Genomic DNA, 25,124 nt, shown 5'->3' on the forward strand with positions numbered 1-25,124 from the left:
CCCAAAGGAGCCTGCATGTCATCTTCTCTATTAGCCGACTGGCGCGACCGCCCTACCCATCGCCGGGTGTGGGCACTGGCGGCGCCGATGATTTTGTCGAATATCTCTGTGCCACTGGTGGCACTGGTCGACAGTACGGTCATTGGCCATTTGCCTCACGCCCATCAGCTGGGCGCAGTGGCGGTGGGCGCCAGCCTGTACATCTTCCTGGCCTGGATGATGGGCTTCTTGCGCATGGGCACCACCGGGTTCTCCGCTCAGGCCGCGGGGCGTGGGGATGGCGCCGCACTGCGGCAAATTCTAGTGCAGGGCTTGTTGCTCAGTGCTGTGCTGTCGATGCTGCTGGGGGCCATCGCGATTCCGTTCAGCGGGGTCGCATTGAGCTTGATGCAACCCTCGGCCGAGCTGCACGCCCTGACCCTGGATTTTTTCCATACCCGCCTGTTTGGCTTGCCCGCCGCATTGGCCAGCTATGCGCTGGTGGGCTGGTTTTTGGGCACGCAAAACGCCCGCGCACCGCTGGGGATTCTGCTGACCACCAACCTGGTCAATATCGCGCTTAACCTGTGGTTTGTACTCGGTCTGGACTGGGGCGTGGTCGGTTCGGCGCGGGCTTCGGTCATTGCCGAGTGGAGCGGCGCCCTGCTCGGCCTGTGGCTGACTCGCGGCGCATTGCGCACGTTTCCCGGCACCCTGGCATGGGCCGCATTGCGCCTCTGGAATAACTGGAAGCCATTGCTGGGGGTCAACCGCGATATTTTTATCCGAAGCCTGATGCTGCAATCGGTGTTTTTTGCCATCACCTTGCAGGGGGCTCGTCTGGGGGACTCAACGGTGGCGGCCAATGCATTGTTGCTCAATGGCCTGCTGCTGGCTGCCCATGCCCTGGACGGCCTGGCCCATGCTGTCGAGGCCTTGTGCGGGCATGCTATCGGCGCCCGGGACCGCAATGCGTTACGCCGTTCGATGGTGGTGGCCTGCGGCTGGTCAATGTTGGCCAGCCTCGCGTTTGCGCTGCTGTTCCTGTTTGGCGGTCACCTGTTTATCGAGATGCAAAGCGATATCCCCAGCGTGCGCGAAACGGCCTATCAGTACCTGCCGTATCTGGCACTGCTGCCGCTGATTGCGGTGTGGAGTTATTTGCTCGACGGGCTGTTTATTGGGGCCACCCGTGCCCGGGAAATGCGTAATGCAATGGTCATCAGCGTGATCATCGCCTTCCCCGTCGCCTGGGCGCTGCACGGCTATGGTAACCACGGGCTGTGGATAAGTTTCCTGCTGTTCATGGTGCTGCGCAGCCTGACCCTGGGCGTTTACGCCTGGAGAATGCAGCGCAAGGATCAATGGTTCGGCGCCTGAAACCCGGGCAAAAAAAAACGCTGCCCCCTGCAGTGCAGGAGGCAGCGTTGTTCAGTCAGCGGCGACTGTGTCGGGCAATCAGTGGCTCGACAGGTACGACGAACGGGTCAGGCCAAGACGCAGCGCGTCCAGGTACTGGGCACGCTCTTTAACGCTGATGTTGGCGCTGGCCACTTTGTCGCGGTAGTGGTTCATCAGCTCTTCAGGCGACAAGTGCACATAGCGCAGCATGTCTTCAATGGTGTCGTGGGTCTCGATACCGGCGTGATACACACTGCCATCGGCGTTCTGGTAGATGTTTACCGAGTCGGTATCACCGAACAGGTTGTGCATGTCACCCAGAATTTCCTGGTACGCGCCCACCAGGAAGATACCCAGCAGGTAGTCTTCGCCTTCGTTCAGCCCGTGAACCGGCAGGCTGGTTTCGATGCTCTGCTCGTCAACGTATTGCTTGATCTTGCCGTCCGAGTCACAGGTCAGGTCTTGCAGCACGGCGCGACGCAGCGGCTCTTCATTGAGACGGTGCAGCGGCAGGATCGGCAATACCTGGCCAATCGCCCAGGTGTCCGGCAGGCTCTGGAACACGGAGAAGTTGCAGATGTACTTGTCTGCCAGCTTGTCGTTGAGCTCGTCCAGCACCTGACGGTGGGAACGCTGACGCGCTTTCAACGAGTTGTGCAGGCGACGGCACACCGCGAAGTAGCACTGCTCGGCCAAGGCTTTTTCAGCCAGGTTGATCTTGCCGTCGGCGTACTGGGCAGCGATATCGCTCATGTAGTGCGTTGCACGCCAGTAGGTTTCGGTGACCATTTCGATGTCGGTCGGACCCAGCAGGTCAACCAGCCATTGCACGGTTTCCGGCAGGCTTTCCTTGTTCTCGATAACCGGCACGTCGTCGTTGTGTTTCTCGACGTCGGTCACTTGCACCACCAGCATGGCGTGGTGCGCGGTCAGGGAACGGCCGCTTTCAGAAAAAATGTTGGGATGCGGCAGGTTTTGCGCGTCGCAGAACTCTTTGAGCATACCCACGACCACACCGGCGTAATCGTCCATGTCGTAGTTGATCGAGCTGGCGTTGCGCGAGTGCGTACCGTCGTAGTCCACGCCCAGACCGCCGCCCACGTCGATGTGGTCGACCGGCAGGCCCAGGTTGCGCAGTTCGCCGTAGTAACGGATCGCTTCCTTGAAGCCGTGCTGGTAGTCCGCCAGGTTGGCGATCTGCGAGCCCATGTGGAAGTGCAACAGACGGATGCCCTGGTCCAGACCGGCAGTGCGGAAACGCTCAACCACCGACAGCAGCTGCGCGGCAGACAGACCGAACTTGGATTTCTCACCGCCCGTGTCAGCCCACTTGCTCGAGGCAAGAGAGGACAGACGCACGCGCAGACCCACCTGTGGCTTGACCTTGAGCGAGGCCGCTTCTTCGATCACCAGGTCTACTTCGGATTCTTTCTCGATCACGATAAAGACGTTGTGGCCCAGCTTCTGGCCCATCAGTGCCAGACGGATGAACTCGCGATCCTTGTAACCGTTGCAGACGATGGTGCCGCCCTTGGGGGCCAGCGCCAGCACGGCCAGCAGCTCAGGCTTGGAGCCGGCTTCAAGACCAATGGACACGTCTTTGGTGGCGATGATGTTTTCGATCACCGCTTCTTGCTGGTTGACCTTGATCGGGTACAGCGCGGTGTACTTGCTCTGGTATTCCAGGCGCTCGATATTGGCATCGAAGGCACCGGTCAACTGGCGTACACGGTCTTGCAGGATATCCGGGAAACGCACCAGCAACGGCAAGGACAAGCCGCTGTTTTTGCGCAGTTCGTCGACCTGCTCGTACAGATCGATGGGCGAGCTGTTCGGGCCGTTCGGACGGACTTCTACGCGACCGGCTTCATTGATCGCGAAATACCCGGCCCCCCAATGGCGAATCCCATAAACGCTGCGGCTGTCCGCAACTGTCCATTGGCTGCCATCGTCTTTGCGTGTGCGTCGTACGGACATCGAAGTCCCCTATAAATAAGTCAAATAGCCCAGCCTGAAAGCAGGCTGGCGCAGTCTAAAGTGTGAAAGTGACGATTAGTCAGACCCTGACAACAGCGCCGAGTTTAGAAACCCGTGATAACAGGCTCTGTGAAAACCATGGCGAGCACGATCTGGCCAGCCCTCAGGGGCGTCAGATCGGCTATGCGGTGGTTTTCACAGAGGCTGCTAGCCGCCGGATTTCTTGGCTTTGAACCCGTGCTTGATCAACTCGCCAAGCAACAGTTCGACGTGATCGCCCTGGATTTCGATGATGCCGTCTTTCAAGGCACCACCCGTGCCACAGCGTTTTTTCAACGTCGTGGCCAGTTCCTTGAGCGCGTCTTCAGCCAGCGGCACACCGGTGATGGTCGTCACCGTCTTGCCGCCACGGCCTTTGCTTTCGCGACGCACGCGGGCAATGCCATCACCTTCGGGGATCAGGGTTTGTTTGCAGGTACAGGCGTCCACCGGCTGGCGACAGTCCGGACAATGACGACCTGCGTCGGTGGAAAATACCAGGCCACCAAGGGCGGCGAAGGATGCGGCTTTTTTGGCCACCGGCAATCCTCATTCGGAGGACAAATAATTGGCCGGTGCATGGCGCTGTTGCGCCAAGGGATACCGACCGCGAAGCCCCACTCTGGCAGGGGCAGCGCAACTCAGGCGGGTAAACCGCCTGAGCCTGAAAAAGGTCGCGCAGTGTAACGACAAAATCGCTGCTGCCCAATAGCCAATCGGCGCAAAAGTCATCGCAAGGGCCACATGACCTTCAACCGTGGGAGCGAGCCTGCTCGCGAACAGCATTCGCGAGCAGGCTCGCTCCCACCAGGGCAGCTGTGCAGCGATCTACAGCGTGTTGATCTGAGCCAGATAACGCTTGAGTGCATCCAGTGAATCAGGGCAGTAGTCCTGTTGCGTACTCAAGCGCAGCGCCTCGTCCACAGGCATGAAGCAGGCCTGCTGAACTTCTTCGGGTTGAACCTGCAAGGGGCCGTCCCACACGGCCGAAAACACCGCGCACCACAGATGGTTTTGCGGGCCTTCAAAGTAAAACCGCTCATGGGCCGTCAGCGTTACACCACTGACTCCCAGTTCCTCGGCCAGCTCACGGGCCGCCGACTCGGCATAGGTTTCATCCAGGCCGACCATTCCACCCGCCGCCACGTCCCAAAAACCCGGGTAAAGCGCTTTGCTGAGGGTGCGCTGATGCACACACAGCTCGCCGGCAGAGTTGAATAATAGGATGAAGGTTCCGCGCCCGATCAGGCCGCGTTCTCGCAATTCGTGGCGCGGCAGTGCGCCCAGCAAACGATCATCACGATCGACCCAGGCAACTTGCTCGACATCAGAGGCCGCACGGTGTGCGGCCTCCAAAGCTGAAATAACCATCGCTTAGCCTTGCGACAGCAATTGACGAAGGTCCATGACCGCCGCGTTGGCGCGGGAAATGTAGTTGGCCATGACCAGCGAGTGGTTAGCCAGAACGCCATAGCCGCTGCCGTTCAGGATCATTGGGCTCCAGACCGGCTCTTGAGCCGCTTCCAGCTCGCGGATGATCTGACGCACACTCACCGTAGCGTTCTTCTTGGCCAGTACATCGGCGAAGTCCACTTCAATGGCCCGCAGCAAGTGCGACAAGGCCCAGGCTTGGCCACGTGCTTCGTAGAACACGTTATCGATCTGCATCCACGGTGTTTCGACCACTTCTTCGTCAACCACCGGCACCTGGCCAGGTTGCAAGGACTCAGTCTTCAAGGCGCTATTAAGCTTTACCCGCCCGACACTGGCCGACAGGCGTTGCGACAACGAACCCAACCGCGTGCCCACATCGCCCAGCCAGTTATTCAGGTTATCGGCGCGGGCATAGAACAGTGCGTTTTTCTGATTAGGGTCAGACAGACGCGCCTGATAGCGGCTCAGGGAGTTAATGCCTTCCTGATATTCAGACTCGCTGGACGGCAACATCCAGCTCTTGTTGTCGAAGTTGAAGCGCGGCTCGGCCTTGGCCAGGTCCGCGTCTTCCGCCGATTGCGACTGCGAGCGGGCGAAGTCTTTACGCAAGGCTCGGGTCAGGTCGCGCACTTGCACCAGAACGCCGTATTCCCAGCTTGGGATGTTGTCCAGAAAAATGCCCGGTGGAAGACGGTCATTGGACAGGTAACCACCCGATTTGCTGAGTAATGTACCGGCCACGGTCTTGAGGGTTTCGACGGTGGTAAAGCCCGGCACCATCTGCTTGCCTTCTTTCTCGGCCGCCAGCTGGGCGTTTTGCTGCACAGGGAACAGGTCCGGTTCCTGGCTCCAGTACCAGCCCACGCCCAGGTTCACCACGATAAAAATCGCCACCAGGACCGCGATCGAGCGGCTCAGCAGAATGCTTTTGAAATAGCCACGCGACTGTGTTTTCGTCTCTTTGACCGACTCGCGGGCACTGCCCTCACGTTTTTTCCAGTCCAGCATGGCTATGTCCTTTCATATGCTTGATTCAACGGTTCGACCACAACCCTAACCCATCGTGCCTTGGGGGCACGCTTTTAAATCCAGGCCAGGCTTCCTGCCGTAACGCAGGGGCCATTTACGCCCGGCACTATAGAACAAGCACGCAGACGATGGGCAAAATGGCTGCCCGTGAGTTAATTTCAAGGAGAAACTCGAACATTTGAAACGAGCTGCTAGCATAGAGCCACTATTCAATTTCAGCATGCTCCCTAACCAGCAGCCAGGATATGACAGAGCAAGAAGACCCCAGTCGCGAACGCCTGAAAAATCACTTTGCCCAGCGGGTCACGCATCAGGCACGCCAGATCCTTGAGCTCTGGCAACGTTTACAAGCCAATGAATGGTCGCCTACCAGCCTGGCTGAACTCGACGACGCCAACTTGCGCCTGCTGCGGTTTGCCAAACGCTTTGAACAGCCGGAGCACACCGAGCTGGCCCGGGCGATCAACGTTGCGCTGCAAGACATGGCCGCCAATCAGAGCCGCCTGAGCAGCCAGCTCATCACTGAGCTCAACCGTTTGATGCAGCGTCTGTCGCGCACCGGCCTGCGCCAGGGCGATGTAGACGCCAACATCCGCCTGCCTGCGCTGCGCAAGCCGGTGTATATCCTGCTGCTGGATCTGGAACGGGCGGACCGCCTGGCCAGGCAACTGGAGTTTTTCGAGCTTACGGCACAAGCGTTCAGCAGCCCGACCGCCTTTCGCCACGCCATGGCCGAGCGCCATCCGGCCGCCATTGTGATGGACGTTGATTTTGGCGGTCCGGGCCTGGGTCTGGAACTGGCTGCTGAAGCACAGGTCGGCCTGGAGCAAAAGCTGCCGCTGCTGTTTTTCAGCCTGCATGAAACCGATACCCCGACGCGCCTGGCCGCCGTGCGCGCAGGCGGGCAAGCGTTTATGACCGGCACCCTCGAAGCCTCAAGCCTGATGGAAAAAATCGAGGTGCTGACCTGTGTCGCTCAGTACGAGCCATACAAAGTGCTGATTATTGACGACTCCCGAGCACAGGCGCTGCACACCGAACGCTTGCTCAATGGCGCAGGCATTGTCACCCGCACCCTGATCGACCCGATTCAGACCATGGCCGAGCTTGCAGACTTTCAGCCGGACCTGATCATCCTCGATATGTATATGCCCAGCTGTACAGGTACCGAACTGGCCAAAGTCATCCGCCATAACGACCGTTATGTGAGTGTGCCGATCATTTACCTGTCTGCCGAAGACGACATGGACAAGCAACTCGATGCCATGAGTGAAGGCGGTGATGATTTCCTGACCAAACCCATCCAGCCCCGCCATCTGATCACCACAGTGCGCAACCGCGCCGCTCGCGCCCGCCACCTCAAGGCGCGAATGGTGCGTGACAGCCTGACCGGGCTTTATAACCACACCCATATCCTGCAATTGCTCGAAGACTGCACCTTTCGCGCACGCCGTGAAAATCGCCCCCTGAGTTTTGCAATGCTCGACCTGGATCACTTCAAACACGTTAACGATGGCTACGGCCACCCCATGGGCGACCGGGTGATCAAAAGTCTGGCGCTGTTTCTCAAGCAACGCCTGCGTAAAACCGACTTTATTGGCCGATATGGCGGTGAAGAGTTTGCGATCGTGATGCCCGATACCGATCAAGAGTCGGCCTACAAGGTGCTCAATCAGATTCGACAACGCTTTTCCGAGATTCATTACCCCGCCCAGCCAGCAGATCTGTCGTGCTCGTTCAGCGCCGGCGTGGTGCAAATGCAGGGCGAGGCCGACAGCCTGCTGATGGCCTCCCAGGCCGACGAGGCGCTGTACCGGGCCAAGAACAGCGGCCGCAATCAAGTGCAGCGGTTCTCCCACATAAGGCCAATTGCCACTATTTGCTCGTAACCCCCGCTTCCCGTCACACCGCTGTAACGTAAGTGCAATAACTTCTGCCGCTTCTGACTGTGTCGTAGGCAACATTCCACATGCGCCTGAAGCTGCTAACCAACCTCAATACACTGTTGCTGGTCGCCGTGTGCCTCGCCCTTGGCGCAACCTTGTGGTGGTCTCAACAGGCACTGGAACGGCCTTTCCTGTTGATGGAGCGCTACCTCAGCCTCTCACAGCAGTTCCAGAATAAAGTGGCACGCAACATCGAAGACTACCTAGCCAGCGGCGATGCCCTGCGCCTGAGTGATGCCAACAGCGCCCTGGACACGCTCAAGACCGAACTCGAGCCTTTACCACCGGCACTGGCTGATGCGCTGCGCCCCAGCCTTGAAAACCTGAGCACCTACAGCAACACGCAATTACTGGCCGCCGGTAAATTGGCCGGTGATCCACAGGCCTTACTGCTGCAAGCCGAACGCGAGCTGGGCGCCAGCCTCGAACAACTCAGTCAGTACGCCAGCGATGGGGCTTCACCGCAGGCCCGCGCCTATCTGCCTTTGTTGTTTGGCGCCTCGCAACACTTGGCCAAGCTGTCTCTTGGCCGCGACAAACTGGTCAGCAGCGGGCGCAGTGAACTGGCCGGCGACGTGGAGCGTGAACTGGACGGCATTGAGCGCCAGGCCAGACAAATCGAAGCCTTGCCCCTGCTCGGTGTGAGCAGCAACAGCGCTTCGGGCACCGACGACTTTGCCGCCATGATGGGGCTTGAATCCGCCGCCACAGCCCAGGCCGAAGACGCCGGGATTGGTCTCAAGCGCGAACTCAACAGCCTGTTGAGCCGCTACCCGGCCGAACTCAAGCGCACTCAGAACCAGATCGAACAACGCGCTCAACTCAGCGCTGCCACCCATCTAAAACTCGACGCCGTGCAGCAAGCCATAGCCGAACTGGAGCCCGTGGTACGCGCAGAACATGGGCAGATCCAGAACGAAGTGCGGCTGATCCAGGGACTGATGATTGGCCTGATCCTGTTGATTGCACTGCTGATCGACACCCTGCAACGCAAACTGGCGCGGGTACTGACGTATTTGGCACCGCTACTGTCGACCTGGGCCGAGGGCGACTTCAGCCGCGACATTCAACTGGGCAAAACCAACCGCGAATTGCGCGACATCGAAGCCTCACTCAACCGACTGCGCAGCTACCTGGTGAACCTGGTGGGCACCTTGCGTCTTAATGCCGAGCAGGTCGCAGGCAGCAGTCAAACCCTGGCCGAACTGAGCACGGGTTTGCACAGCGGCGCACAACGCCAGGCCGGCGATACCGCGCAAATCCGCGACGCCCTGGGTGATCTGGAAGCCACCATCTCTCAGGTAGCGGGCGATGCCAGTCAGGCCGCCGATGCCAGCCGCAGCGCCGGGCTGGCCGTGGCACAAGGGCAACGGGTGATCGGCCAAAGCCTGACCGGGCTGCACGCGCTGGTGGGGGAAGTGCAAGGGAACGCGCAGACCATCGAACGCCTTGCCGAAGAATCGGCCACCATCGGCGGGGTGCTGACCGTGATTCGTTCCATTGCCGACCAAACCAATCTGCTGGCGCTCAACGCTGCCATCGAAGCTGCCCGTGCAGGTGAAATGGGCCGAGGCTTCGCGGTGGTTGCCGAAGAGGTCCGCTCCCTGGCGCAACGCACGGCGGGCGCGACCAACGAAATCCAGATCCTCATTGGCGGGCTGCAACTGGCCGCCCGCCAATCGGTTGAAGGCATACGCGCACAAGTGACCCACGCTCAGGCCACCGCCCAGCAAGCCCAGGACGCGGACGGCGCGCTGGATGAGATTGTCGGAGCGATTGCGACCATCTCAAACACTGCCGTGCGAATCGCCGACGTCACGGCACAACAGACAGGCGCCGTCAGCGAGATTCGCGACCATAGCGAACGCATTCACGTGCTGGGCGACGAAAACTTGCAACGCATCGGCATTGCCCGCGACCAAAGCCAGCAACTGCTGGCGCTGGGTTCAGAGCTCAACACCGCGGTGCAGGCGTTTCGGGTGTAAGCCCAAACCACCTGCCCCTGTGTGGGAGTGAGCCTGCATCGCGAGCAGGCTCGCTCCCACAATAATCCCTGCAAGGCTCGAACTCTGTGGGCGCTGAAGCCCCTGTGGGAGCGAGCCCGCTCGCGAAGGCATCACCGCGTTCGTTACGGGTAAACCGCGTCGTGTGCATCGCGAGCAGGCGCGCTCCCACAATAATATCTGCAAGGCTCGAATTCTGTGGGCGCTGAAGCCCCTGTGGGAGCGAGCCCGCTCGCGAAGACATCACCGCGTTCGTTACGGGTAAACCGCGTCGTGTGCATCGCGAGCAGGCTCGCTCCTACAATAATATCTGCAAGGCTCGAACTCTGTGGGCGCTGAAGCCCCTGTGGGAGCGAGCCTCTCGCGAAGGCATCACCGCGTTCGTTACGGGTAAACCGCGTCGTGTGCATCGCGAGCAGGCGCGCTCCCACAATAATCCCTGCAAGGCTCGAATTCTGTGGGCGCTGAAGCCCCTGTGGGAGCGAGCCCGCTCGCGAAGGCATCACCGCGTTCGTTACGGGTAAACCGCGTCGTGTGCATCGCGAGCAGGCTCGCTCCCACAATAATCCCTGCAAGGCTCGAACTCTGTGGGCGCTGAAGCCCCTGTGGGAGCGAGCCCGCTCGCGAAGGCATCACCGCGTTCGTTACGGGTAAACCGCGTCGTGTGCATCGCGAGCAGGCTCGCTCCCACAATAATCCCTGCAAGGCTCGAACTCTGTGGGCGCTGAAGCCCCTGTGGGAGCGAGCCCGCTCGCGAAGGCATTACCGCGTTCGTTACGGGTAAACCGCGTCGTGTGCATCGCGAGCAGGCTCGCTCCCACAATAATCCCTGCAAGGCTCGAATTCTGTGGGCGCTGAAGTCCCTGTGGGAGCGAGCCCGCTCGCGAAGGGATCACCGCGTTCGTTACGGGTAAACCGCGTCGTGTGCATCGCGAGCAGGTTCCCTCGGCTGAAGGTGAGGCAGCAGCTACAGACGACCAGCACAGGTTTATTGGCCGCGCTATCATGCCCCCACGTTTGATATGCGAGATTCCTATGCGCCGCCTGTTTTTGCTCCTGTGTTTGCTGTTTGCCGTACCCGCTCTGGGCGCGGGGTTGCTGGATAACAGACCCAGTGCGACCTTGGGTGCAATCAATAACAGCAGCGATTTCTTGCCGGTGCGCGAAGCGTTCAAACTGAACCTGATCAACAGCACACCCGAGTCGATCAAGCTGCGCTTTGTGCCCACCGAAGGTTATTACCTGTATCGCCACAAGTTCGCCTTCAAGACCGAACCCGCCGACATCGCCCTGGGTACCGCGCAACTGCCTCCCGGTGAAGCAAAGCACGATGAGTACTTTGGCAACGTCGAGGTCTATCACGGCATTCTCGATGTGGATATCCCTCGCCCGACCAACGATTCACGTCCTTTCACGCTGGTGGTTACCTACCAGGGTTGCGCCGACAAGGGCCTGTGCTACCCGCCTGAAACCGAGCGCCTGAACATCGAGGGCAGCGCAGCTCCTGCTACTGGCCATCCCGTACAGTCGTGGAGCTGGCGCGAACTGGCGCTGTTTTTCCTCGCGGGCATTGGCCTGACGTTCACCCCCTGCGTGCTGCCGATGCTGCCGATTCTGTCGGGCGTGGTATTGCGTGGCCAGGTCGGTGGCCTGCGCGGTTTCAGCCTGTCGCTGGCCTACGTGCTGCCGATGGCGGCGTGCTTTGCGTTGCTGGGTGCGCTGATGGGCATGTTCGGGGCTCAACTCAATCTGCAGGCCCGTCTGCAATCGGTTTGGGTGCTGGTGCCATTTGCACTGTTCTTCGGGATTTTTGCCCTCGCCATGTTTGGCGTATTTGAGCTGAAATTGCCGCAAGCCCTCAGCAGTCGCCTCGATCGCGTGGCCAATCGCACTCAAGGCGGCTCGCTTTGGGGGGCCGCCGTGTTGGGCGTAGTCTCCAGCCTGCTGGTGTCACCTTGCGTGTCCGCACCGCTGGCCGGCGCCTTGCTCTATATCAGTGCCAGTGGCGATGCGCTGGGCGGTGGTTTGAAGCTGTTCGCCCTTGGCCTGGGCATGGGCGCGCCACTGCTGCTGGTCGCCACCGGTGGCGCGGCCTGGCTGCCGAAGAGCGGGCCATGGCTGGTCAATGTCAAAAACGCGATTGGCGTACTGCTGCTCGGTCTGGCCATTGGTTTGCTCAGCCGCGTGTTGCCGGGCCCCGTGACCTTGCTTCTGATCGGTGCATTGGCAGCGGGCGTGGGCCTGTTTCTCGGTACGCTGGAGTTTGTCTACAAAGCCCCGCGCCAACGTCTGGCCCAGTTGCTCGGGCTGTTTTTGCTGGTCTATGGGCTGGCGTGCTGGTACGGCGCCCTGAGCGGCCAAAGTGATCCGTTCAACCCTATCGGGCGCTCGCAACCCGCCAATACGGCAGTGACCGCTACCGCACAACCGGCCGACCAATGGCTTACCGTCAGCACCCCCGCCGAGCTGGACAGCGCACTGGCCCAGGCCAAGGCCGCTGGCCAGCCTGTCTTGCTGGACTGGTACGCCGACTGGTGTATCAGCTGCAAAGTGATCGAGCACGAAGTGCTGAACAACGCCCGCGTACTCGATCTGCTCAAGGGTTATCGACTGGTGCGTTTCGATATCACTGCCAGCAATGCCGAGCAACGCGCCCTGCTCGATCAGTACAAATTGTTCGGCCCGCCTGCGCTGATGTTCTTCGGAAAAAACGGCGCTGAAAAAAGTGACCAGCGGGTCATCGGAGAGATCAATGCAGCAGACTTCGCCGAACGTGTCGCTATCGCGAATGACCAGATCTAGAGCCGCAGTCACAAACTTTTCGCGAACATCGGTCATCGTGCTGGCTATTGCAGTTAACTGGACAGCGAATCCGCTTTTCGGCATAGTCGCCCGGCACTGACAACTGCACACAGATAATAAGGAACAGCAGATGGCGACTTTTCTGGTTCTACATGGCCCCAACCTGAACCTGCTTGGCACCCGCGAGCCGGGCGTCTACGGCGCAACTACCCTGGCGCAAATCAATCAGGATCTGGAACAGAGAGCCCGTGATGCCGGCCACCATTTGCTCCATCTGCAAAGCAATGCCGAGTATGAATTGATCGACCGCGTACACGCTGCCCGCAACGAAGGCGTGGACTTTATTCTGATCAACCCGGCGGCTTTTACCCACACCAGCGTGGCATTACGTGACGCGCTGATGGCGGTGAGCATCCCATTCATCGAAGTGCATTTGTCTAACGTGCACAAACGCGAACCTTTCCGCCATCACTCCTACTTCTCCGACGTTGCGGTAGGTGTGATCTGCGGCCTTGGCGCCAGCGGTTATCGACTGGCCTTGGAGGCCGCCCTGGAACAGCTTGAACTACAAGCTAAACGCCCCTGACAGACCCATTGGGAGTTGACGATTCATGGATATCCGTAAAGTTAAGAAACTGATCGAACTGCTGGAAGAGTCCGGCATCGACGAGCTGGAAATTAAAGAAGGCGAAGAGTCCGTACGCATCAGCCGTCACAGCAAGACTCCTGCTCAACAGTTCTACGCACCAGCGCCAATGCAGCAAGCACCGGCCGCAGCTCCAGTCGCTGTAGCTCCGGTTGCCACCGTGACCGAAGCGCCTGCTGCACCAAAACTGAACGGTTTTGTGGTCAAGTCGCCAATGGTCGGTACGTTCTACCGCACCCCGGCTCCAACCTCGCCTGCCTTCGTTGAAGTTGGCCAGACCGTCAAGGTTGGCGACACCATTTGCATCGTTGAAGCGATGAAAATGATGAACCACATCACGGCTGAAAAAGCCGGCGTTATCGAATCCATCCTGGTAGAAAACGGTCAGCCGGTTGAGTTCGACCAACCGCTGTTCACCATCGTTTGAACCGCGGGGAGCCAACGATGCTGAAGCCTCAGAAGCTGGAAAAAGTCCTGATCGCCAACCGTGGCGAGATTGCTTTGCGCATCCTGCGGGCGTGCAAGGAAATGGGGATCAAGACCGTCGCGGTGTACTCCACCGCCGACAAAGAGCTGATGCACCTGGGTCTGGCAGACGAAACCGTCTGCATCGGCCCGGCACCGGCCAACCTGTCTTACCTGCACATTCCGGCCATCATCGCGGCCGCTGAAGTGACCGGCGCCACGGCGATTCACCCGGGCTACGGCTTTTTGGCTGAAAACGCCGATTTCGCCGAGCAAGTCGAGAAATCCGGCTTTGCCTTCATCGGCCCGAAAGCCGACACCATTCGCCTGATGGGCGACAAGGTTTCGGCCAAGCACGCCATGATTGCTGCAGGCGTACCTACGGTTCCAGGTTCTGACGGCCCGTTGCCTGAAGACGAAGAAACCGCACTGCGCATCGGCCGTGAAGTCGGCTACCCGGTGATCATCAAGGCAGCAGGCGGCGGCGGTGGCCGTGGCATGCGCGTTGTACACCGTGAAGAAGACCTGATCGAAGCTGCCAAGCAGACCCGCGAAGAAGCCGGCGCCTGGTTCAGCAACCCGATGGTCTACCTCGAAAAATACCTGACCAACCCACGTCACGTGGAAGTTCAGGTCATTTCCGATGGCCAGGGTAACGCGATCCACCTGGGCGACCGCGATTGCTCGCTGCAACGTCGTCACCAGAAAGTGCTGGAAGAAGCACCGGCACCGGGCATCGACGAAACCGCACGCGCTGAAGTTCTGGCTCGCTGCGTAAAAGCCTGTGTCGACATCAACTACCGTGGCGCGGGTACTTTCGAGTTCCTGTACGAAAACGGTCGTTTCTACTTCATCGAGATGAACACTCGTGTGCAAGTAGAACACCCGGTGTCCGAGATGGTGACTGGCATCGACATCCTGAAAGAGATGTTGAGCATCGCAGCCGGTAACAAGCTGTCCTTCACCCAGGCTGACGTGAACATTCACGGTCACTCGCTGGAGTGCCGGATCAACGCTGAAGACCCTGCGACGTTCATGCCGAGCCCTGGCATGGTCAAGCACTTCCACGCTCCGGGCGGCAACGGCGTTCGCGTCGATTCGCACCTGTACAGCGGCTACAAGGTTCCGTCCAACTACGACTCCCTGATCGGCAAGCTGATCACCTGGGGCTCGACCCGTGACGAAGCCATGGCGCGCATGCGCAATGCACTGGACGAAATCGTGGTTGACGGGATCAAGACCAACATCCCGCTGCACCGCGATCTGGTGAATGACGAAGGCTTCTGCAAAGGCGGCGTCAACATTCACTACCTGGAACACAAACTGGCTAACAAGTAAGTTTGTAATCCGTTCAACAAAGCCGCTTTCGAGCGGCTTTGTTGTTTCTGAGTTTGCAATACCTGTAGTCGCTGTCGAGGCAGAGATACTTCAAGCGTGGGAGCGAGCCTGCTCGCGAAGATCATTCGCGAGCAGGCTCGCTCCCACTGGGGCTTAACCTGGAACAGAGTATCTACAACGCCAGCAGCGATCACTTTTCATCGTTTTTGATTACCCCCCTCTCAGCCCGCTCGCGTAAACTTGCGCGCTTCTCGCAGCCCGACCGGCTGCACACTCCTATATTTCAAAGGTGCCCGCCATGCCTTGGCTGCAAGTACGCCTCGCCATCAGCCCGGAACAAGCCGAAACCTACGAAGACGCGTTCCTCGAAGTCGGTGCTGTTTCGGTTACGTTCATGGACGCCGAAGATCAACCGATTTTCGAACCTGAACTCAACACCACCCCCCTGTGGTCGCACACCCATTTACTGGCCTTGTTCGAAGGCGGCACCGAAGCCGAGCTCGTGCTGTCCCATCTGGAACTGCTCACCGGTTCGCCACTGCCTGAACACCACGCCGAAGTCATTGAAGATCAGGACTGGGAGCGCAGCTGGATGGACAACTTCCACCCGATGCGCTTCGGCCAGCGCCTGTGGATCGTGCCAAGCTGGCACGCAGCTCCGGAGCCTGACGCGGTTAACCTGCTGCTCGATCCGGGCCTGGCTTTCGGTACCGGCACCCACCCGACCACCGCGCTGTGCCTGGAATGGCTCGACGGTCAGGACCTGAAAGACTGCAACGTGCTGGACTTCGGCTGCGGCTCGGGGATCCTGGCCATTGCCGCCCTTCTGCTGGGCGCCAAGGAAGCCATCGGCACCGACATCGACGTACAGGCACTTGAAGCCTCCCGCGATAACGCCGGTCGCAACAATGTCGCCGAAGAGCTGTTCCCGCTGTACCTGCCAGAAGACCTGCCGCAGGTTCAGGCTGATGTCGTGGTTGCCAATATTCTGGCTGGCCCGCTGGTGTCCCTGGCCCCGCAATTGTCGAGCCTGGTCAAGCCGGGTGGCCGCCTGGCACTGTCGGGCATCCTCGCCGAACAGGGCGAAGAAGTCGCCGCGGCTTACGCCAAGGACTTCGATCTGGATCCGATTGCCAATCGCGATGGCTGGGTGCGCATCAGTGGTCGTCGGCGCTAGAATGCACGCCTGCTCAATCCGGATGGTCGCATGAACGATAGCTTCGTTACCCAGTGCCCACATTGCCAAACCAGCTTTCGCGTAAGCCACGCCCAATTGGGCATGGCTCGCGGAGTGGTGCGCTGCGGCGCCTGCCTGCAAGTGTTCAATGCCGCACAGCAACTGCTGAACCAGAGCCCTGAAACAGAGCAGCCGCCTGCGCTGGTGACGCCCGTCGTTGCCGCACCTGAAGTGATTGAGCCTGCACCCGTCCAGGCGCCTGCCACGCCTCTGCCGGCCAGCCCGGCACCGTGGCAGGCAAACGCCATGGACCTTGACCATCTGGATCTGGACGAAGAACTGGCCAAGCTCGAAGAGCGAGAAATCCAGCCCAGCAAAAGCTTCGGCCAACCGCACACACCCAAAAGCAGCGCCCTGAGTGCTCGTCGCGAAAGCTCTGACGCTGAAGAAGGCGAATGGTCTGACAGTCTGTTCAGTGAATCCGCTGCAGACCGCGCCGAGACCGCCAAAGAAACCGAGAAAGCAGCCGAGCCCCCCAAGACAGGGCGCACAGAGCCGTCATTGTCACTGGACCTCGACGAACCGGACGACACACCACCGCTCCAGCTTTCACTGGACGACGACCTGGAGCCACCGCTGCCGGGCGAGCGCCTGTCGGCGACCGATGACGATGACGACGAGCTCCCTGAGCCCGCGCCCGTCAGCAAAGACAAGCGCAAGCGCAGTGAGCCGGCCATGCGCGAAGATCCGTTGATGGACCTGGTCGACGATCCGCTGCACCTGGACTGGCAAAAGCGCCGCACCCCCTGGGGCAAGCGCCTGCTCTGGACCTTGCTGGTATTGCTGGCCGCGGCGGCATTGGCCGGGCAGTACATTGCCAACCACTTCGACGAGCTGGCACGTCAGGATCAATACCGCCCGATCTTCCAGCAACTGTGCCCGCAGATCGGCTGCACGGTGCCGTCCAAAGTCGATATCGACCGAATCAAAAGCAGCAACCTGGTGGTGCGCAGCCATCCGGAGTTCACCGGAGCGCTGGTGGTGGATGCAATCCTCTACAACCGCGCACCGTTCTCCCAGCCCTTTCCGCTGCTCGAACTGCGTTTCGCCGACCTTAACGGCAAAATGATAGCCAGTCGTCGGTTTAAACCTGGCGAATACCTGACCGGGGATCTGTCCAAAGCCGAAATGCCCCCGCAAACCCCTATCCACATTGCCCTGGACATCCTTGACCCGGGTCCCAAGGCCGTGAACTACAGCCTGAGTTTTCACTCTCCCGAATAACCGCGCTACGCTTTGAGTGACAAACCGCAAGCGGCAAGTGCGGGGCTGTTCGCCCTCCACTTGCCGCTTGCGGTTTGTGTCTTGCGGCTAATTGTTCAAAATTCATCCAATTGCGTCTTTAACCAGTCATCGAGAGCGGGTATCATGCCAACCCTTTTTCGAACTCCCAAGATCCGGCCCCACAACAGGGAAGTCCTATGTCGGCGGTACGCATCGGCCCATATACATTGCACAACGGTTTGATTCTCGCCCCTATGGCGGGCGTCACCGACCAGCCCTTTCGTCAGCTTTGTCGACGGATGGGTGCAGGCCTGGTTGTTTCGGAAATGGTCACCAGTGACATGAGTCTCTGGAACAGTCGTAAATCGCGCCTGCGCATGATTCACGACGGTGATCCCGAGCCCCGCTCGGTACAGATCGCCGGCGGTGATGCGCAAATGCTGGCAGACGCCGCCAGGGCCAATGTGGAACTGGGCGCACAGATTATTGATATCAACATGGGTTGCCCGGCAAAAAAGGTCTGCAACAAGGCCGCCGGCTCCGCGTTGCTAAAAGACGAAGCATTGGTAAACGAGATCCTGCAGGCCGTCGTGGCTGCGGTTGATGTACCGGTTACCCTGAAGATTCGTACCGGCTGGGACCGGGACAACAAGAACGGCATTACGGTGGCAAAGATCGCCGAACAAGCCGGCATTACCGCTCTGGCGGTGCACGGTAGAACCCGTGCCGACCTGTACACCGGCGAAGCCGAGTACGACACCATTGCCGCCATCAAGCAGGCGGTGTCGATACCGGTCTTTGCCAACGGCGACATCGATTCACCCCACAAGGCCCTGCACGTGCTGAACGCGACCGGGGCTGACGGACTATTGATAGGCAGGGCGGCTCAAGGGCGGCCCTGGATTTTCCGCGAAGTTGATCACTTTCTGCGTACCGGGCAACTGTTGCCGGCACCGGAATTGAGCGAAGTGGAACGTATTCTGCTAGAGCATCTGACTGCATTGCATACCTTCTATGGGGAGGTACTGGGCGTACGCATCGCCCGCAAGCATGTTGGCTGGTATCTGGCAACCTTGCCGGGCGCCAAGGAGTTTCGCGCCCACTTCAATCGTTTAGAAGATACGGAAGCACAATGCGCCAACGTTCAGGCGTTTTTCGCCGAACGACACAAGAGCCTGGTGACAGGGGACGAAGGATGGGTGGCCGCATGACGATGATGACCGAGACATTAGTGAGTGGAACAACGCCCGTGAGCGACAACGTCAACTTGAAACAGCACCTCAATACACCGAGCGAAGAGGGCCAGACCCTTCGCGGGAGTGTCGAAAAGGCGCTGCACAATTATTTCGCCCACCTGGAGGGCGCTGAAGTCACGGACGTCTACAACCTGGTACTTTCCGAAGTCGAGGCTCCCCTTCTCGAGTGCGTTATGAACTACGTCAAGGGCAACCAGACCAAGGCCTCCGAGCTGCTGGGCCTCAATCGCGGCACCTTGCGCAAAAAGCTCAAACAGTACGATCTGCTGTAAGCATTCAATCAAACCTGAAAGGCGCCCTGATAAAACAGGTCGCCTTTTTTGCTGACTCCTTTGCTTTTGATGGAAATCGAGATGACCGATCAGACTACCCGCCTGCCGATCCGCCGCGCTCTAATCAGCGTTTCCGACAAAACCGGAATCCTTGATTTCGCCCGTGAACTGGAAGCCCTCGGCGTCGAGATCCTGTCCACTGGCGGTACGTTCAAGCTGCTGCAAGACAACGGCGTAGCCGCCGTTGAAGTGGCTGATTACACCGGTTTTGCAGAAATGATGGACGGTCGGGTCAAGACCCTGCACCCGAAAATCCACGGTGGCATTCTGGGCCGTCGCGGCATCGACGACGACATCATGAGCGAGCACGGCATCAAGCCGATCGACCTGGTAGCCGTTAACCTCTACCCGTTCGAAGCCACCATCTCCAAGCCAGGCTGCGACCTGCCGACCGCCATCGAAAACATCGACATCGGCGGCCCGACCATGGTCCGTTCGGCTGCAAAAAACCACAAAGACGTAGCCATCGTGGTCAATGCCAGCGATTACGCCAGCGTTCTGGAAAACCTCAAGGCCGGTGGCCTGACCTACGCACAGCGTTTCGACCTGATGCTCAAGGCGTTTGAACACACCGCTGCCTACGACGGCATGATCGCCAACTACCTGGGTACCGTGAACCAGGCCGCCGAGACATTGAGCACCGAAGACCGCGGCCTGTTCCCGCGCACCTTCAACAGCCAGTTCATCAAGGCCCAGGAAATGCGCTACGGCGAGAACCCGCACCAGAAAGCGGCGTTCTACGTTGAAGCCAAGCCGGCCGAAGTCAGCATCGCGACGGCTACCCAGCTGCAAGGCAAAGAACTGTCATTCAACAACGTGGCCGACACCGACGCCGCGCTGGAATGCGTAAAAAGCTTCGTCAAACCGGCTTGCGTGATCGTCAAGCACGCCAACCCGTGCGGTGTTGCCGTAAGCCCGGACGCTGAAGGCGGCATCCGCCAGGCCTACGAACTGGCTTACGCCACGGATACCGAATCGGCGTTCGGCGGCATCATCGCCTTCAACCGCGAACTGGACGCCGAAACGGCCAAGGCCATTGTTGAGCGTCAGTTCGTTGAAGTGATCATCGCCCCATCCGTGAGCGAGGAAGCCCGCGCCATCGTCGCGGCCAAAGCCAACGTGCGCCTGCTGGCCTGCGGCCAGTGGAGCGAAGACCGCGCCCCGGCCTGGGACTTCAAACGCGTCAACGGCGGCCTGCTGGTTCAAAGCCGTGATATCGAAATGATCGGTAGCGAAGACCTGAAAGTCGTGACCAAGCGCGCACCGACCGAGCAAGAGATCAACGACCTGATCTTCGCCTGGAAAGTAGCCAAGTACGTGAAGTCCAATGCCATCGTCTACGCCAAGGGCCGTCAGACCATCGGTGTCGGCGCGGGCCAGATGAGCCGCGTCAACTCGGCCCGTATTGCCGCGATCAAGGCGGAACACGCCGGCCTGCAAGTACAGGGCGCCGTCATGGCATCGGACGCGTTCTTCCCGTTCCGTGACGGCATCGACAACGCTGCCAAGGCCGGTATCACTGCGGTGATCCAGCCAGGCGGTTCGATGCGCGACAACGAAGTGATTGCAGCAGCAGACGAAGCCGGTATTGCCATGGTGTTCACCGGTATGCGCCACTTCCGTCACTAATCACTTTTGAGCGCACCGCAACCCTGTAGTCGCTGCCGAAGGCTGCGATAGGATGCACAGGGAACTTGAGGTAACGGGTTGCTTCGCAACCCTTCGCAGCCTAAGGCAGCGACTACCGGTTCAGGTTGCGGTGCTCACCAGAATTCAGCGTCATCCGAGGTTTTTGAAATGAATGTTTTGATCATTGGCAGCGGTGGCCGCGAACACGCACTGGCCTGGAAAGTAGCTCAGGACCCACGTGTCGCTAAAGTTTTCGTTGCTCCGGGCAACGCCGGCACCGCCATTGAAGCCAAATGCGAGAACGTCGCCATCGACGTGCTGGCCCTTGAGCAGCTTGCGGATTTTGCTGAGAAGAACGTCTCCCTGACCATCGTTGGCCCGGAAGTGCCCCTGGTAGCCGGCGTTGTGGATCTGTTCCGCGCCCGTGGCCTGGACTGCTTCGGCCCGACCGCCGGTGCTGCTCAGCTGGAAGGCTCCAAGGCGTTCACCAAGGACTTCCTGGCTCGTCACAAGATCCCGACTGCCGACTACCAGAACTTCACAGAAATCGAACCGGCTCTGGCTTACCTGCAGAAAGTCGGCGCGCCGATCGTGATCAAGGCCGACGGCCTGGCCGCAGGTAAAGGCGTGATCGTCGCCATGACCCTGACCGAAGCCGAAGACGCCGTACGCGACATGCTCGCAGGCAACGCGTTTGGCGAAGCCGGTTCACGCGTTGTGATCGAAGAGTTCCTGGACGGCGAAGAAGCCAGCTTTATCGTGATGGTCGACGGCAAGAACGTTCTGCCAATGGCCACCAGCCAGGACCACAAACGTGTTGGCGATGGCGACACCGGCCCGAACACCGGCGGTATGGGCGCTTACTCCCCTGCTCCTGTCGTGACCGCTGAGGTTCACCAGCGCGTGATGGATCTGGTGATCTGGCCAACCGTGCGCGGCATGGCTGAAGAAGGCAATGTCTACACCGGTTTCCTGTACGCAGGCCTGATGATCGACAAAGCCGGCAACCCGAAAGTCATCGAGTTCAACTGCCGCTTCGGCGACCCGGAAACCCAACCGGTGATGCTGCGCCTGCAATCGAGCCTGGTGCTGCTAGTTGAAGCCGCACTGGCCCAGGCGCTGGACAAGGTTGAAGCGCAATGGGATCCGCGCCCAAGCCTGGGTATCGTCCTGGCTGCCGGTGGCTACCCTGGCGATTACGCCAAGGGCACCGTCATCCACGGTCTGGATGCCGCGGCCAAGCTGGAAGGCAAGGTTTTCCATGCGGGTACTGCCCTGAACCAAACCGGTGATGTCGTGACTTCAGGCGGCCGCGTACTGTGCGCAACCGCAATGGGCGACACCGTTGAAGCGGCACAACACAAGGCTTACGAGCTGGCCAAGGCCATCGAGTGGGAAGGTTGTTTCTACCGTAACGATATTGGCTACCGAGCCATTGCACGCGAACGCGGTGACGACCAGGAATAGGCAATCTACATGGATAGGCGGGGGCTGTCGGCCCTTGCCTAACTATTCCAGGCCCGCGCATAGTTATCATCTGGCTTCACTTTACGAAGGGATTTCGCCGTGCGCTGGCTCAGGATCGCCATAGCTTTTACCGTCACGTTGCTGGCCTCTGTGCTCTGCATGATGCCTGTGCAGGCGGCATCAGGGACCAGTTGGTCTGTATTGCCAGACCCACAGGCAACCCTGCAACTGAGCGACGTACGTTCACCCCGTTTATCCAGTCAGTTCGGCCCTGTCGAACTCGATCGAATCATCGCTGCAGAACCCGGCGAAGCCTTGTGGCTGCGGGTGCACCTGCAACCCGAAAAACATGAGCAGGTCCTGCGAGTGTTCGCCCCCGATCTGGCGAACCTCGACATGTATGTCTTCGATGATCAAAAACTGATCAGCGAAACCAACACCGGCACGGCATTGCCCCTCAACAGCAAACCTGTGCCCAGCAGCGACTACCTGCTGCCCCTGCCCCAAAGCTCCAAACCCCTGGATGTCTACCTGCGCATGGTCTCTGACCACCAGTTGCGTCCCCACATTACCCTCGACACTGCCGTCATGCTGGCTGCCAACCAGACCAAGCCCTTGCTCTATGGTTTGCTGCTGGGCTGCATGGCGATGCTGTTGCTGCACAACCTTGTTCGCTTTGCCTTCAGCCGCTCACCCAGCAGCTTATGGCTGGCCATCTGTGAGATTCTGCTCATGGCCAGCTCCGCGCTGTTCCTGAACCTGCTGGATCCCTGGCTTCCGGAGTGGCACGGCATACAAACCCCCGGCGCCTACCTGACCTTGCTGCTGACCGCGCCATGCGGGCTGATGTTCACCTACAGCTTTTTCTCTACCCGTGGCGCCCATCGCCTGCACAAACTGCTACTGCTGGACATCCTGATCATCTGCCTCGGTGGCCTGTTACTGCTGTTTATCGACAATCTGCCGCTCAACCTCATTACCTACGGCCTGGTCGGACTGGCAAGCATCAGCATCCTGGTGGTTTCGATTTACCACTGGCAAAAAGGTTACCGGCCTGCGCGCATGTTTGTCATAGGGATGGTGATTTTCAATATCGGCACCCTGGTGATTCTCCCCGCGTTGCTGGGCTTGACCCTCATCGCGCCGCAGGAGCTGGTCCTGGCGCTGATGGCGATCATTTGCATCAGCGGGTTGCTGATGAGCATCGCCCTGAGCGAGCGTAATCGCAGCATCACCCAGGCTCAGTTCAGCATCAGCCGCGAGTTGGCCGCCAGTAATGCCGAAGTGAACGCCAAGGCCGAGTTTCTGGCCAAGATCAGCCATGAAATCCGCACCCCCATGAACGGTGTTCTGGGCATGACCGAGCTACTGCTCGGCACGCCGCTGTCGGTCAAGCAGCGGGACTACGTCCAGACCATCCACAGTGCGGGCAACGAACTGCTGACACTGATTAACGAAATTCTCGATATTTCCAAACTCGAATCGGGGCAAATCGAGCTCGATGACGTGCAATTCGATCTCAATGCCCTGATCGAAGACTGCCTGAGTATTTTTCGCACCAAGGCCGAACAGCAGAACGTCGAGCTCATCAGCTTCATCCAGCCACAAGTGCCACGGGTCATCAGCGGTGACCCCACGCGCCTGCGCCAAACCCTGCTGAGCCTGCTCGAAAGCTCCCTGAAAAAGACTGACGAGGGCGAGATCCTCATCGTTGTGGCACTGGAGGAACGCAATGGTCCGCCGCGACTGCGCATTGCCATTCAGGATTCCGGGCAGCCTATGGATGAACAGGAGCGTGACGCCCTGTTGCATGCCGAGTTGCACAGCAAGAACTTCCTGGCCGCGACCCGCCTGGGTGGCCATTTGGGGCTGGTAATCGCTCGCCAGCTGATCATGTTGATGGGCGGCGAATTCGGCATAAAACCCGGGCAAACCATCGGTAGCAACCTGTGGCTGACACTGCCCCTGGACCCGCAGCACCTTGAACGCCAGACCTGCGACCTGGACAGCCCGCTCAAGGGCGCACGGGTGCTGGTGGTTGACGACAATGACACCTGCCGCAAAGTACTGGTGCAGCAATGCTCCGCCTGGGGCTTGAATGTCAGTGCGGCGGCGTCGGGCAAGGAAGCCCTGGCCTTGCTGCGCACCAAGGCGCACTTGCGTGACTACTTCGACATCGTGCTGCTGGACCAGAACATGCCCGGCATGACCGGCATGCAACTGGCCGCCAAAATCAAGGAAGACCCCAGCCTCAACCACGACATCCTGCTCGTCATGCTCACGGGCATCAGCAACGCACCGAGCAAGATCATTGCGCGTAACTGCGGGATCAAACGCATCCTCGCCAAGCCTGTGGCCGGTTACACCCTCAAGACCACCCTGGCCGATGAGCTGACCCAACGCAACAAGGGTCATGCCGCCGCACACACCACCGCCAACGGCCCGGCCGCCGTACCTGTTTCAGTACCCAGTGACTTCCGCATCCTGGTGGCTGAAGACAACAACATCTCTACCAAGGTCATTCGCGGCATGCTGGGCAAGCTCAACCTGCACCCGGACACTGCCTGCAATGGTGAAGAAGCCCTGAAGGCGATGAAAACCCAGCAGTACGACCTGGTCCTGATGGACTGTGAAATGCCCGTGCTGGACGGGTTTTCAGCCACGGAGCAATTGCGCGCCTGGGAGGTCAGCCATCAGCGTGTACGCACCCCGGTGGTCGCGCTGACCGCGCACATCCTCACAGAGCACAAGGAGCGCGCCCGACAGGCCGGCATGGACGGGCATATGTCCAAACCCGTGGAACTGTCGCAACTGCGAGAACTGGTGGAGTTTTGGGTCGAACAACGTGAGTTGCGTCAATCCTCGACACAACTGTCCTAACACACAGCCGAACCCCTGATAGACTTTCCGGCGCCCCTCC

At 59.6% G+C, this 25,124-nt stretch carries 18 protein-coding genes; 14 read left to right on the top strand and 4 right to left on the bottom strand.

The window, feature by feature from the left end; genetic code table 11:
- Window positions 1–15: 15 nt before the first annotated feature.
- A complete protein-coding gene (locus RGV06_RS11940; protein ID WP_046810398.1) occupies window positions 16–1,359 on the top strand; it encodes an MATE family efflux transporter in 1,344 nt (447 codons plus the stop codon).
- A 78-nt stretch (window positions 1,360–1,437) separates the two neighbouring features.
- Here the strand turns inward: RGV06_RS11940 and speA are convergent, their stop codons facing one another.
- The 4 genes from speA to RGV06_RS11960 form a co-directional block, all read right to left on the bottom strand.
- On the bottom strand, window positions 1,438–3,357 hold the full coding sequence (gene speA, locus RGV06_RS11945; protein ID WP_019825845.1) for an arginine decarboxylase: 1,920 nt from the start codon (window positions 3,355–3,357) through the stop codon (window positions 1,438–1,440).
- Window positions 3,358–3,564: 207 nt separating this feature from the next.
- Window positions 3,565–3,936 (bottom strand): translation initiation factor Sui1, encoded by a 372-nt coding sequence (locus RGV06_RS11950; protein WP_019825846.1) that lies wholly within the window; start codon window positions 3,934–3,936, stop codon window positions 3,565–3,567.
- A 288-nt stretch (window positions 3,937–4,224) separates the two neighbouring features.
- Window positions 4,225–4,767 (bottom strand): NUDIX hydrolase, encoded by a 543-nt coding sequence (locus RGV06_RS11955; protein WP_048352195.1) that lies wholly within the window; start codon window positions 4,765–4,767, stop codon window positions 4,225–4,227.
- 3 nt (window positions 4,768–4,770) lie between these two features.
- On the bottom strand, window positions 4,771–5,838 hold the full coding sequence (locus tag RGV06_RS11960) for a DUF2333 family protein (RefSeq protein ID WP_322150069.1): 1,068 nt from the start codon (window positions 5,836–5,838) through the stop codon (window positions 4,771–4,773).
- A gap of 266 nt (window positions 5,839–6,104) precedes the next feature.
- On the opposite strand from RGV06_RS11960, the gene RGV06_RS11965 reads away from it, so the two are divergent.
- From RGV06_RS11965 to RGV06_RS12025, 13 genes are all read left to right on the top strand, one after another.
- Complete coding sequence (locus RGV06_RS11965) at window positions 6,105–7,748, top strand: response regulator (protein WP_019825853.1); 1,644 nt, start codon at window positions 6,105–6,107, stop codon at window positions 7,746–7,748.
- Between the two features lie 998 nt (window positions 7,749–8,746).
- Window positions 8,747–9,790 (top strand): methyl-accepting chemotaxis protein, encoded by a 1,044-nt coding sequence (locus tag RGV06_RS25780; protein WP_416194577.1) that lies wholly within the window; start codon window positions 8,747–8,749, stop codon window positions 9,788–9,790.
- Window positions 9,791–10,843: 1,053 nt separating this feature from the next.
- Window positions 10,844–12,610, top strand: a complete 1,767-nt coding sequence (locus tag RGV06_RS11975) for a protein-disulfide reductase DsbD (protein WP_322150071.1) — start codon at window positions 10,844–10,846, stop codon at window positions 12,608–12,610.
- A 130-nt stretch (window positions 12,611–12,740) separates the two neighbouring features.
- A complete protein-coding gene (aroQ, locus tag RGV06_RS11980; protein WP_019826878.1) occupies window positions 12,741–13,196 on the top strand; it encodes a type II 3-dehydroquinate dehydratase in 456 nt (151 codons plus the stop codon).
- 25 nt (window positions 13,197–13,221) lie between these two features.
- Entirely contained in the window at window positions 13,222–13,683 is a 462-nt protein-coding gene (accB, locus tag RGV06_RS11985; RefSeq protein ID WP_019826877.1) for an acetyl-CoA carboxylase biotin carboxyl carrier protein, read from the top strand.
- Window positions 13,684–13,700: 17 nt separating this feature from the next.
- A complete protein-coding gene (gene accC / locus RGV06_RS11990) occupies window positions 13,701–15,059 on the top strand; it encodes an acetyl-CoA carboxylase biotin carboxylase subunit (RefSeq protein WP_046810401.1) in 1,359 nt (452 codons plus the stop codon).
- Window positions 15,060–15,357: 298 nt separating this feature from the next.
- Window positions 15,358–16,236, top strand: a complete 879-nt coding sequence (prmA, locus tag RGV06_RS11995) for a 50S ribosomal protein L11 methyltransferase (RefSeq protein WP_019826873.1) — start codon at window positions 15,358–15,360, stop codon at window positions 16,234–16,236.
- Window positions 16,237–16,266: 30 nt separating this feature from the next.
- Window positions 16,267–17,520: a DUF3426 domain-containing protein gene (locus RGV06_RS12000; protein ID WP_198822278.1), complete on the top strand. Its 1,254-nt coding sequence runs from the start codon at window positions 16,267–16,269 to the stop codon at window positions 17,518–17,520.
- 197 nt (window positions 17,521–17,717) lie between these two features.
- Entirely contained in the window at window positions 17,718–18,731 is a 1,014-nt protein-coding gene (gene dusB, locus RGV06_RS12005; RefSeq protein ID WP_019826870.1) for a tRNA dihydrouridine synthase DusB, read from the top strand.
- Entirely contained in the window at window positions 18,728–19,048 is a 321-nt protein-coding gene (gene fis / locus RGV06_RS12010) for a DNA-binding transcriptional regulator Fis (RefSeq protein ID WP_003439210.1), read from the top strand. The genes dusB and fis overlap by 4 nt, the downstream gene beginning before the upstream one ends.
- Before the next feature lie 81 nt (window positions 19,049–19,129).
- Window positions 19,130–20,737, top strand: coding sequence for a bifunctional phosphoribosylaminoimidazolecarboxamide formyltransferase/IMP cyclohydrolase (gene purH, locus RGV06_RS12015; RefSeq protein ID WP_019826868.1), 1,608 nt, complete (start codon window positions 19,130–19,132; stop codon window positions 20,735–20,737).
- 168 nt (window positions 20,738–20,905) lie between these two features.
- Entirely contained in the window at window positions 20,906–22,204 is a 1,299-nt protein-coding gene (gene purD, locus RGV06_RS12020; RefSeq protein WP_322150076.1) for a phosphoribosylamine--glycine ligase, read from the top strand.
- Window positions 22,205–22,303: 99 nt separating this feature from the next.
- Complete coding sequence (locus tag RGV06_RS12025) at window positions 22,304–25,084, top strand: hybrid sensor histidine kinase/response regulator (RefSeq protein WP_048352200.1); 2,781 nt, start codon at window positions 22,304–22,306, stop codon at window positions 25,082–25,084.
- The last annotated feature ends 40 nt before the right edge of the window (window positions 25,085–25,124 follow it).

It is taken from the genome of Pseudomonas sp. CCI3.1 (genome assembly GCF_034313985.1).
Lineage (GTDB): Bacteria > Pseudomonadota > Gammaproteobacteria > Pseudomonadales > Pseudomonadaceae > Aquipseudomonas > Aquipseudomonas psychrophila.

Excerpts from the sequence above, each read along its gene's own strand:
- RGV06_RS11940 (WP_046810398.1), top strand. The coding sequence starts at position 16 with ATGTCATCTTCTCTATTAGCCGACTGGCGCGACCGCCCTACCCATCGC.
- speA (WP_019825845.1), bottom strand. The coding sequence starts at position 3,357 with ATGTCCGTACGACGCACACGCAAAGACGATGGCAGCCAATGGACAGTT.
- RGV06_RS11955 (WP_048352195.1), bottom strand. The coding sequence starts at position 4,767 with ATGGTTATTTCAGCTTTGGAGGCCGCACACCGTGCGGCCTCTGATGTC.
- RGV06_RS11960 (WP_322150069.1), bottom strand. The coding sequence starts at position 5,838 with ATGCTGGACTGGAAAAAACGTGAGGGCAGTGCCCGCGAGTCGGTCAAA.
- RGV06_RS11965 (WP_019825853.1), top strand. The coding sequence starts at position 6,105 with ATGACAGAGCAAGAAGACCCCAGTCGCGAACGCCTGAAAAATCACTTT.
- RGV06_RS25780 (WP_416194577.1), top strand. The coding sequence starts at position 8,747 with ATGATTGGCCTGATCCTGTTGATTGCACTGCTGATCGACACCCTGCAA.
- RGV06_RS11975 (WP_322150071.1), top strand. The coding sequence starts at position 10,844 with ATGCGCCGCCTGTTTTTGCTCCTGTGTTTGCTGTTTGCCGTACCCGCT.
- aroQ (WP_019826878.1), top strand. The coding sequence starts at position 12,741 with ATGGCGACTTTTCTGGTTCTACATGGCCCCAACCTGAACCTGCTTGGC.
- accB (WP_019826877.1), top strand. The coding sequence starts at position 13,222 with ATGGATATCCGTAAAGTTAAGAAACTGATCGAACTGCTGGAAGAGTCC.
- accC (WP_046810401.1), top strand. The coding sequence starts at position 13,701 with ATGCTGAAGCCTCAGAAGCTGGAAAAAGTCCTGATCGCCAACCGTGGC.
- prmA (WP_019826873.1), top strand. The coding sequence starts at position 15,358 with ATGCCTTGGCTGCAAGTACGCCTCGCCATCAGCCCGGAACAAGCCGAA.
- RGV06_RS12000 (WP_198822278.1), top strand. The coding sequence starts at position 16,267 with ATGAACGATAGCTTCGTTACCCAGTGCCCACATTGCCAAACCAGCTTT.
- dusB (WP_019826870.1), top strand. The coding sequence starts at position 17,718 with ATGTCGGCGGTACGCATCGGCCCATATACATTGCACAACGGTTTGATT.
- fis (WP_003439210.1), top strand. The coding sequence starts at position 18,728 with ATGACGATGATGACCGAGACATTAGTGAGTGGAACAACGCCCGTGAGC.
- purH (WP_019826868.1), top strand. The coding sequence starts at position 19,130 with ATGACCGATCAGACTACCCGCCTGCCGATCCGCCGCGCTCTAATCAGC.
- purD (WP_322150076.1), top strand. The coding sequence starts at position 20,906 with ATGAATGTTTTGATCATTGGCAGCGGTGGCCGCGAACACGCACTGGCC.